The sequence below is a fragment of the Pontibacterium sp. genome (assembly GCF_041587635.1).
GTDB lineage: Bacteria > Pseudomonadota > Gammaproteobacteria > Pseudomonadales > Balneatricaceae > Pontibacterium.
The window spans coordinates 18,052-27,490 of the sequence record NZ_JBFGYC010000007.1; the positions used below are offsets into that span (position 1 = coordinate 18,052).

At 54.2% G+C, this 9,439-nt stretch carries 5 protein-coding genes; 2 read left to right on the forward strand and 3 right to left on the reverse strand.

Features of this window, described 5'->3' with window-relative positions:
- Positions 1–85: 85 nt before the first annotated feature.
- A complete protein-coding gene (locus tag ABYW01_RS01105) occupies positions 86–2,356 on the reverse strand; it encodes a Tex family protein (RefSeq protein ID WP_372830698.1) in 2,271 nt (756 codons plus the stop codon).
- A gap of 78 nt (positions 2,357–2,434) precedes the next feature.
- On the reverse strand, positions 2,435–3,871 hold the full coding sequence (gene pyk / locus ABYW01_RS01110; RefSeq protein ID WP_372830699.1) for a pyruvate kinase: 1,437 nt from the start codon (positions 3,869–3,871) through the stop codon (positions 2,435–2,437).
- A 269-nt stretch (positions 3,872–4,140) separates the two neighbouring features.
- Here pyk and ABYW01_RS01115 point away from each other — a divergent pair, with 269 nt between their 5' ends.
- Together ABYW01_RS01115 and ABYW01_RS01120 are read left to right on the forward strand one after the other, a co-directional pair.
- Positions 4,141–6,399 (forward strand): ATP-binding protein, encoded by a 2,259-nt coding sequence (locus ABYW01_RS01115; protein ID WP_372830700.1) that lies wholly within the window; start codon positions 4,141–4,143, stop codon positions 6,397–6,399.
- A 1-nt stretch (position 6,400) separates the two neighbouring features.
- On the forward strand, positions 6,401–7,786 hold the full coding sequence (locus ABYW01_RS01120) for a sigma-54-dependent transcriptional regulator (protein ID WP_372830701.1): 1,386 nt from the start codon (positions 6,401–6,403) through the stop codon (positions 7,784–7,786).
- Between the two features lie 84 nt (positions 7,787–7,870).
- Here ABYW01_RS01120 and ABYW01_RS01125 read toward each other — a convergent pair.
- A partial coding sequence (locus ABYW01_RS01125; RefSeq protein WP_372830702.1) for a methyl-accepting chemotaxis protein occupies positions 7,871–9,439 on the reverse strand: 1,569 nt, incomplete at its 5' end.

The following is a 9,439-nucleotide window of genomic DNA, read 5'->3' on the forward strand; positions in this document are numbered from 1 at the left end:
CATTATAGATGAGCCGTTTATAAATTACCGTAGTGTAACACTCTGTTTTACGCTTAGTGTCAATGCGCGTAAAGGCTAGATATTGTCATGACTTCCAGCCCGCTGCGCGGAACTTATCAGCCAGACTGCCTTTGGGTTGGGACTGCTTCGGCGCAGATTTGTTCGTTTTTGAACGCTTTTCAGTATGTGACGGTGTCGCTGACGCCGCTTCGTCCTTCATCGATAGGGCGATGCGTTTGCGCTGAAGATCTATTTCGGTGACACGTACCTGAACAATGTCACCGGCTTTGACCAACTCATGCGGGTCTTTGATAAAGCGGTTGGCCAGCTGGGAGATATGCACCAGCCCGTCCTGATGAACACCAATATCAACAAATGCGCCAAAGTTTGTAACGTTGGTAACAACACCCTCTAGCTTCATGCCCGGCTCCAGATCCTTCATCGTTTCAATACCGTCACTGAACTGCGCCGTGCGGAATTCCGGACGAGGGTCGCGGCCGGGTTTTTCCAGCTCCTGCAAGACGTCTTTCACCGTGTAGTGGCCAAACCGGTCCGAAACGAACTGTTGTGGGTCGATCTGCTGCAACTGTTCGGATGCGCCGATCAGCGCATCCTGTTTGCAGTTCAGTGCTGTCGCGATCTGTTTGACCAGTGCGTAGGACTCGGGGTGTACCGCCGAATTATCCAACGGATTGTCACCTGAACGGATACGCAGGAAACCTGCGCACTGCTCAAAGGCCTTGGGCCCTAAGCGTGGCACTTTTTTCAGTTGGTTACGATTACAGAAGCGACCTGTTTCATCACGGAAATGGACAATATTGCGGGCCGTTGTTGTGTTCAGCCCTGCAACCTGCGTCAGCAGCTCCACCGACGCGGTGTTGATATCCACGCCAACACTGTTAACGCAGTCTTCCACTACCGCATTGAGCTGGTCTCCCAGCTGATTCTGATCCACATCGTGTTGATACTGGCCCACGCCGATAGCCTTAGGTTCGATTTTCACCAATTCAGCGAGCGGATCTTGCAGACGTCGGGCGATGGAGACTGCACCACGGATGGTGACATCCAGATCCGGAAACTCGTTGGCGGCTTGTTCCGACGCGGAATAGATGGAGGCCCCGGCCTCGCTGACCATCACCGCGGTCAGGTCCAGCTGCGGGTATTTCGCGATCAGCTCTTTCGCCAGCTGTTCGGTTTCGCGTGAGGCGGTACCGTTACCGATACTGATCAGTTCTGCGTGGTGAGTTTGTGCCAGTTTGGCCAGTGTTGCCAGTGCCTGATCCCACTGTTTTTTCGGCGCGTGCGGATAGATCGCGCAGTGCGCCAGGAGCTTGCCGGTGTTATCGACGACGGCGACTTTGACCCCTGTGCGCAGGCCCGGATCGAGACCAATGGTGGCACGTGGGCCTGCGGGGGCTGCTAGCAACAGGTCATGCAGATTGCGACCAAAGACGCGAATCGCTTCGGCGTCGGCGTGCTCACGCAGACGCTTGAGCAGGTCGGATTCCAGTTGAGACTGAAGCTTCTGTTTCCAGCACTGACTGATGGTTTCACTCAACCAGAGGCCGGCACTGTTTTGACTGGGATTGAGACGGTGAACACGGCGGATCTGCTCCGCCGGGTACTGTATATCCGCGTCTTCAAGCGCTAAATGCAGACGCAGAATACCCTCTTTGTTCCCGCGCATCAGGGCCAGGGCGCGATGGGAGGGAACCTTTCGAATTGCTTCGTTGTAGTCAAAGTAATCGCGGAATTTGATACCTTCCTGTTCCTTGCTCTTGACCAGCTTGCTGCGCAGTTGACCGCGGGACCAGAACCATTCGCGCAGTTTGCCCACCAGTTCGGCCTGCTCAGCGAACTGTTCGATCAGAATATTGCGGGCACCGTCCAACGCCTGCTCCGAACTATCAACGCCTTTATCGCTATCGATAAAAGGACGTGCCAGCGACAACGGGTTGTCATGGCTGCCTTTCAGCAGCTGCTGAGCCAAGGGTTCCAACCCGGCTTCGCGTGCTTTCTGTGCTTTTGTGCGCCGTTTGGGACGGTACGGCAGGTAGAGGTCTTCCAATGCACTTTTGCTGTCGCTGCTCAGGATCTGCTGCTCTAACGATGGCGTGAGTTTGTCCTGCTCGCGGATACTGTTGATGATCGTTTGTTGACGGTCATTCAGTTCGCGCAGGTAACCCAGACGTTGAGACAGCTGGCGTAACTGACTATCGTCCAACGCGCCGGTGATCTCTTTTCTATAGCGGGCGATAAAAGGCACGGTAGCACCTTCATCCAGCAGTTTAATGGTCGCTTCGACCTGTTGCGGACGAACCTGAAGTTCATGGGCGATCAATTGGGCAACTTGCATGGAGATCTCTTTAGTGCAGCGGGGAAGGGAATAGCAAAGACACCCGCACAACAGAGGCTGTGCGGGCGGTAGTGATGATCAGGAAACTTTCAGCACCTGCATGGAGTTGGTGCCGCCGTGCTCACCCAGCTGGGCACCACGGGTCAGAATCACCAGATCACCCGGCTCTAGCTGATCTTTCGCTTTCAGGCCTTCCAGAATTTCACGGTTCAGGTCCGCTTCGTTTACCGCTGTGGAGTCAAAGAACATCGGTTCTACGCCACGGTACAGTGCCATACGACGCAGCGTGCGGTCATTGCGGGTCAGCGCATAGATCGGCAAACCGGAACGGATACGGGACATCCACAGTGGCGTGGAGCCGGATTCGGTCAGGCAGACGATCGCTTTGGCACCGACCAGATGATTGGCGGTATACATGGCAGAGCGTGCAATGGTTTCATCGAAACGTTCGCAGCGCTGGGTAATCCCGGTGGGCGCTGGACGTGACAGCTGATGTTTCTCCGCACCCTGACAGATATGGGTCATCGCTTTCACCACTTCGATCGGGTTGTTACCCGCAGCGGTTTCCGCTGACAGCATCACCGCATCGGTGCCATCCAGAATGGCGTTTGCCACGTCGAATACCTCGGCACGGGTCGGCATCGGGTTTTCGATCATGGTTTCCATCATCTGGGTGGCGGTGATAACCACGCGGTTCAGTTCACGGGCACGTTTGATAATGTGTTTCTGCACGCCGATCAGTTCTGCATCGCCAATCTCAACACCCAGATCACCTCGTGCGACCATTACGCCGTCACAGGCCAGAATCACATCATCCAGAGCTTCATTGCTGGCGACTGTTTCGGCACGCTCCACTTTCGCGATAATTTCCGCCAGAGAACCTGCATCGTCGAGCAATTTACGCGCTTCACGCAGATCATCGCCGGAGCGAGGGAAGGATACCGCAACGTAGTCCATGCCGATCTCTGCCGCGACTTTGATATCACGACGGTCTTTATCGGTTAGCGCCGCGGCAGACAAACCACCACCCTGACGGTTGATGCCTTTGTTGTTGGACAACGGGCCGCCGATCAGGACTTTTGTTTCAACACGGCTGCCATTGATGGCAACGACTTCCAGCTGTACACGACCATCATCTAGCAGCAGGACGTCACCGGTGTTGCAATCTTCCGGCAGCTGTTTGTAGTCGATGCCGACCTGAGTCTGGTCACCGGCGTTGGTTTCCAGTGTCGCATCCAGCGCAAAGCTGTCACCGACGGCCAGCTTAATTTTATCGCTCTGGAAACGGGCGACGCGGATTTTCGGGCCTTGCAGGTCACCCAGAATCGCGACAGGCAAACCGAGGCTGCGGGAACATTCACGTACCGCCTGTGCGCGGTTGCGGTGGTCATCTGCGCTGCCGTGGGAGAAGTTCAGGCGGACCGTGTTGACGCCGTTGCGCAGCAGTTCTTTCAATACGCCCGGTTTATCCGTTGCCGGACCCAGTGTTGCTACAATTTTGGTACGTTTTAGCATTAGGCTCTCTCGATTTATAAAAAGTGCAGACAGTGGAGGGCCGGTTATCCGGTCTTATTGTTGGCAGTTGCGGTTTTGTGCAACTGCAGATAAGTACAAGTATGGGGCTCAATAGGGACAACATTAGGGCTCTGACTGCAGTATTTCAAGTTCTTCCGCTTCAGCGCATAATAAGAAGCCCTTGTGGGGTGCAGACCTCTCTCATTCGGTTCACGTCTGGTTATCCGCGCCACACCGCGGAGCTGTTGGCGTCTTATAATGTAAAGGTAATGAACAGCTTAGGCCCCCTAATCCAACCCTGGCGCAAACACCGACTGCTGATTACGCTGATGGCAACCATCGCGTTTGTGCTGATTGTCGGGCAGACCGCCTCGCTCAGTCGAAAGCAGGCGATGGATACGCTGCAGACACGTTCGCAGGCGGACCTGAGCCGTTATGTCCTCAGCCTGCAGCAGAAACTCGACCGTTATAACAAGCTCCCCAGCCTGCTCTCCACTCACTCTTTGTTGCAGGATGTCCTGCGTAAACCCGGCAATGCGGCAGCGCGCAGTGCGGCGAATGTGTATCTGGAGTACGTATCCAACACCGTAGAGGCGGCGGACGTGTATCTGATGGACAGTCAGGGGATCACTGCGGCTGCGAGTAACTGGGCAGAGCCGCGCTCGTTTGTCGGACAGAACTACAGTTTCAGGCCCTATTTTCAGGATGCGATTGAGGGGCGGCCAGGGCGTTATTTTGCGCTAGGTACGATGTCGTTGCGACGGGGGTACTACTTCTCTTACCCGGTGAGTGTACGTGACGAGATCATCGGTGTGGTGGTGGTCAAAATTGATCTGAACGAAATTGAAGATGACTGGAGCGATCCCGCCCAGCATATTCTGGTGACCGATGAAGATGGTGTGGTGTTCATCTCGACGCAGGAACAGTGGAAATTTCGTACATTAAAACCGCTGGCCCCGCAGGATATGAAGCGTATCGTCGATAGCCTGCGTTACGGTGATCGGGAGCTGCATGCGCTGGAAATCATTGAGCGCAAGCGGCGCCAGGATGGCAGTCAGCTGATTACGTTGATCGATGGCAAACGTATCGATAATGCGGCGCTGGATGGTATTTCACCCAACCAGTATCTGTTGCAGAGCCGGATGATGCCTGACAGTGGCCTCAACGTGGTGATTCTCGCCAGTACGCGAGAGGTCAGCAAGCAGGTCTTTAATGCCGTGGTGCTGGCATCGTTTGTTTACGTGGCGCTGGGTTTGCTGGTGTTGTTCCTGCTGGCACGCGAACGTATTAAACGTGAACGGGAACGTTTCAAGCAGCACCGGACCGAAGCGCTGGAGGAGAATGAATCCCGCATCCGGGCTATCATCGATAATACACAGGCGGGCCTGATTACGCTGGATGACAAGGGACGCATCGAATCATTCAACACCACCGCTGAACGACTGTTTGGTTACAGTGAAGACCATATCCGGCAAGAGTATTTCAGTATTCTGGTGTGCTACCGTGATCGCCGTGTCTGCTGGGAACATATCACGGCCTCCGACGAGGCGCGTGAATCTGAACTGTTTATTGAAGCGTATGGTTGTCGTAAAAATGGCAGCAACTTCCCCATTGAACTGATCATCGGGCAGATGCAGGTGGGGGGCGTAAAACGCTTTATTGTGACCATCCACGACATCACCGAACGCAAACTGTATGAGCAGGAGTTGCAGCGGGCGCGGGATGAGCTGGAGTCGCGTGTTGAATCACGCACCGCTGACCTGACATGCGCTAACGAAAAACTGATCGAAGAGGTTGAACAGCACCGCAATACGCAGAATGAGCTGATCCAGACGGCGAAGCTGGCAGTGCTGGGGCAGATGTCCGCCGGTATCAACCACGAACTGAACCAGCCACTGACGGCGATCCGCGCCTATGCCGATAATGCCCGGGCATTCCTCAATATGGGCAAAACGGATGTTGCAGCCACTAATCTGGATGAGATTGGCGGGCTGACCGAACGGATGGCGAAGATTATTCACCCTCTGAAAGAGTTCTCCCGTAAGAGCTCGGGGCAGCCTGAAACGGTCTGCCTGCAGGCGGTGCGTGATGGTGCCATGTCGATTATGTATGGTCGTCTGAACAAACAAGGAGCAGAGATCAGCTGGCCGCCGGGTCTGGAAAAGATCTATGTGATGGCGGACATGGTGCGGCTGGAACAGGTGATGGTGAACCTGATCAGTAATGCATTGCAGGCGATGGATGAAGTCGAACACAAGCGTATTGAAATCGACGTACAGCAGCAATCAGAGACGTTAACGATCCGCGTGCGTGACTTCGGTCCGGGAATTCCGGTCGATGAACTGGGACGGGTATTTGAACCTTTCTTTACCACGAAACAAGCGGGTCAGGGGTTAGGCTTAGGTTTGTCGATCTCCCATCGGATTATTGAAAACCTGAACGGCCGCCTGAGTGTGGCAAACCACCTTGAGGGTGGGGCAATATTTATAATCGAATTACCACTGGCGCAGGTTGCGGGGATTGAGTGATATGACAGCAGGGTCTCAGGTGCATACTGAAGAGAGTCTCCCCATTATTCTGGTGGACGACGAGAAGCATATCCGCCTTGCCGCAGGGCAAACGCTTGAGCTGGGGGGATACGATGTGACGGCATTGGAAAATGCCGAGCAGGTACAGGCGCTGATCAGCGATGACTGGCCCGGTGTGCTGGTGACGGATATCAACCTGCCCGGCATCGATGGTCTCGAACTGATGCGCCGGGTGCAGGCGCAAGACCCTGATCTGCCAGTGATTCTGATTACCGGTCACGGTGATATCTCGATGGCGGTGAGTGCCATGCGTGATGGCGCCTACGACTTTATTGAAAAACCGTTCTCGTCTGAGTGGTTGCTGGATGTGGTGCGGCGTGCGGTGGAGAAGCGTCGGCTGACCATCGAAAACCGTCGCTTGCGTCAGGATCTGGAACTGCAAAGTTCTCCCGGTCCACGGATCATTGGCAATACGGCAGCGGTGGTGCAGATGCGCCGTCTGGTGCAAACCATCGCCGATGCGCCGGCGGATATTTTGATCATGGGTGAAACCGGAACAGGTAAGGACCTGACTGCCCGTTATCTGCATGATCACAGTGTGCGACGAGATCACAATTTTGTCGCGATCAACTGCGGGGCGGTTCCGGAAAACCTGATTGAATCGGAACTTTTCGGTCACGAAAAGGGTGCGTTTACCGATGCCAAAGCGCGTCGCATTGGTAAGTTTGAGCATGCCAATGGCGGCACTTTGTTTCTCGATGAGATCGAGAGCATGCCGATGACATTACAGATTAAGTTGCTGCGGGTATTGGAAGAGCGGGCGATTGAACGGCTGGGCTCCAACGAACTGATTCCTCTGGATATCCGTATTATCGCGGCAACAAAAGCAGATCTGAAGGAGTTGTCCGCAGAAGGGGCTTTCCGTGAAGACCTCTATTATCGTTTGAATGTGGTGCGGCTGGATATTCCCTCTTTGCGCCAGCGTCGTGATGATATCCCTATGCTGTTTCAGCATTTCTCCTTACTGGCGTCTAACCAGTATGGCCGGGCGATTACTCCATTGTCCGCTGAACGCATGCACAGTTTGATGACCCATGACTGGCCCGGTAACGTCCGTGAGCTGCGTAATCTGGCCGAGCGGTACGTGTTGCTGGGTGAATCCTGTACGTTTGATTTTGATAACCGCCCGATTACTAATGGTGAGCAGGGTGGGGCGATGACGTTGCCCGAGCAGGTTGAGCGTTTTGAGAAAATGCTGATTCAGGCCGATCTGGCACAACACGGTGGCTCGATCAAAGATACGCTGGTGAGTCTCGGGCTGCCGCGGAAAACGCTGTACGACAAGATGAAGAAATACGGATTAGATAAAAACGATTATAAAAACTGATCATGGATCTGCGTTTGCGGATCGACAGACAATAAAAAAGGCCGCTGATGCGGCCTTTTTTATTTATGGGCTTTAACGATCAGATTAAAGCTTAAAGCGCTGCACCAGAATCTCCAGTTCGCTGGCCAAAGATCCCAGTTCGTGGGCGACTTGGTTCAGCTTACCGGCCCGTGACGAGGTGTGCTCAGATGTTTTCGCAATCTCTGTTACGCTCGACTCAACGCTGGCTGCCATCTGTGTCTGCTCCTTAACCGAAGAGGCGACCTGATGGTTCATATCGTTTATCACACGAACCTCTTCCGCTATGTTACTAAGCGCATTAGATGTGCCTTGCACCTGAGCAACACCGTCTTCTGCACTCTGGTGTGCTCGCTGCATAACATTCACCGCGTCGCGGGCATCATGCTGCAAAGCCTCAATAATTGCATTGATCTCTTCGGTGGAGTTGCGGGTGCGGCTTGCTAGTGTGCGAACTTCATCTGCGACGACCGCGAAGCCTCGGCCCTGTTCTCCAGCGCGGGCGGCTTCAATCGCGGCGTTCAACGCCAGCAGGTTAGTTTGTTCGGCGATCTTCTGAATGACCTCTAGCACGGTGCCTACGTTCTGGCTTTGTTCGTCCAGCTTATGGATCACGGTTGTAGCAACGTCGATCTCTTGTTTCAGGCCTTCGATTGCGCCGATTGCGTCGGTGGTGATGCTGGTGCCGTTAGTGCTCTCTTTTAACGCCAGTTCTGAGGCTGAGACAGTACTTTCTGCGCTGGCTTCAACACTGCGGGTGGCAACTTCCATCTGCTCCATAGCGGCGGCGACGGCGCTGGTCTGTATTTGCTGGTTACGCACGGCGTCGTTGGCCAAGGTGGCTATTTCGTTTATCTGGCTGCTGGATGAGCCCAGTTTATGAATGGTAGTGCTAACTTTGTTCAGGCTGTCGTGGAAGCTCTGTAGCATAGAGTTGAACGCGGTAGACATCTGGCCGATCTCGTCATTGGAGGTCACCTTGATGCGCTGGCTCAAGTCAGCGTTTTTATCGATGTCAGAGATTGTTTTGCTGAGTCGGTTCACTGGCTGCAAAACAATACGGCGTAGCAGCAAACTGATGACGATTAGACCGGCGATAAACAGTGCGAGCTCAACAAATGCAACTTTCATCACGTTATTGTTGATCTGAGTATCCAGATTGGCGAAGTCATACGTCACACGCACCGCACCAAGCACGGTGCCCTCAGGAACCTGATGGCAGAGCAGACAGTTCGTGCCTTTGTAGGAAGAGAGCGCCTTCATGGGCGTGACAACGGTCAGGAAATGGCCCTGATCGTTATTGATCTCTTCAATGATCGATTCACCTTTCATCGCCCGACGGTCGAGGTCGTCAATGATGGCGGAGTCCGCCGAACCCGGACCGTAAACACTGCTGACCGCATCACCTCGAATAATACGGGCCTCGTTCAGGTCGTCATTGGTCAGGATCTTCTCCTGCAGCGATTGGCGATTATTCATCGCGCCGCTGAGCATCAGGATATTGATACTGTCGAAATAGGAGCTGGCCGTATCGGTGGTGGTTTTCCGCGCAACATTGTTGGCCAGAGAACTTTCACTCTGATAGATGGTCGTGAGTGAGCTGATCAGAACGAGCAGAAACACAGCTGCCAGAGA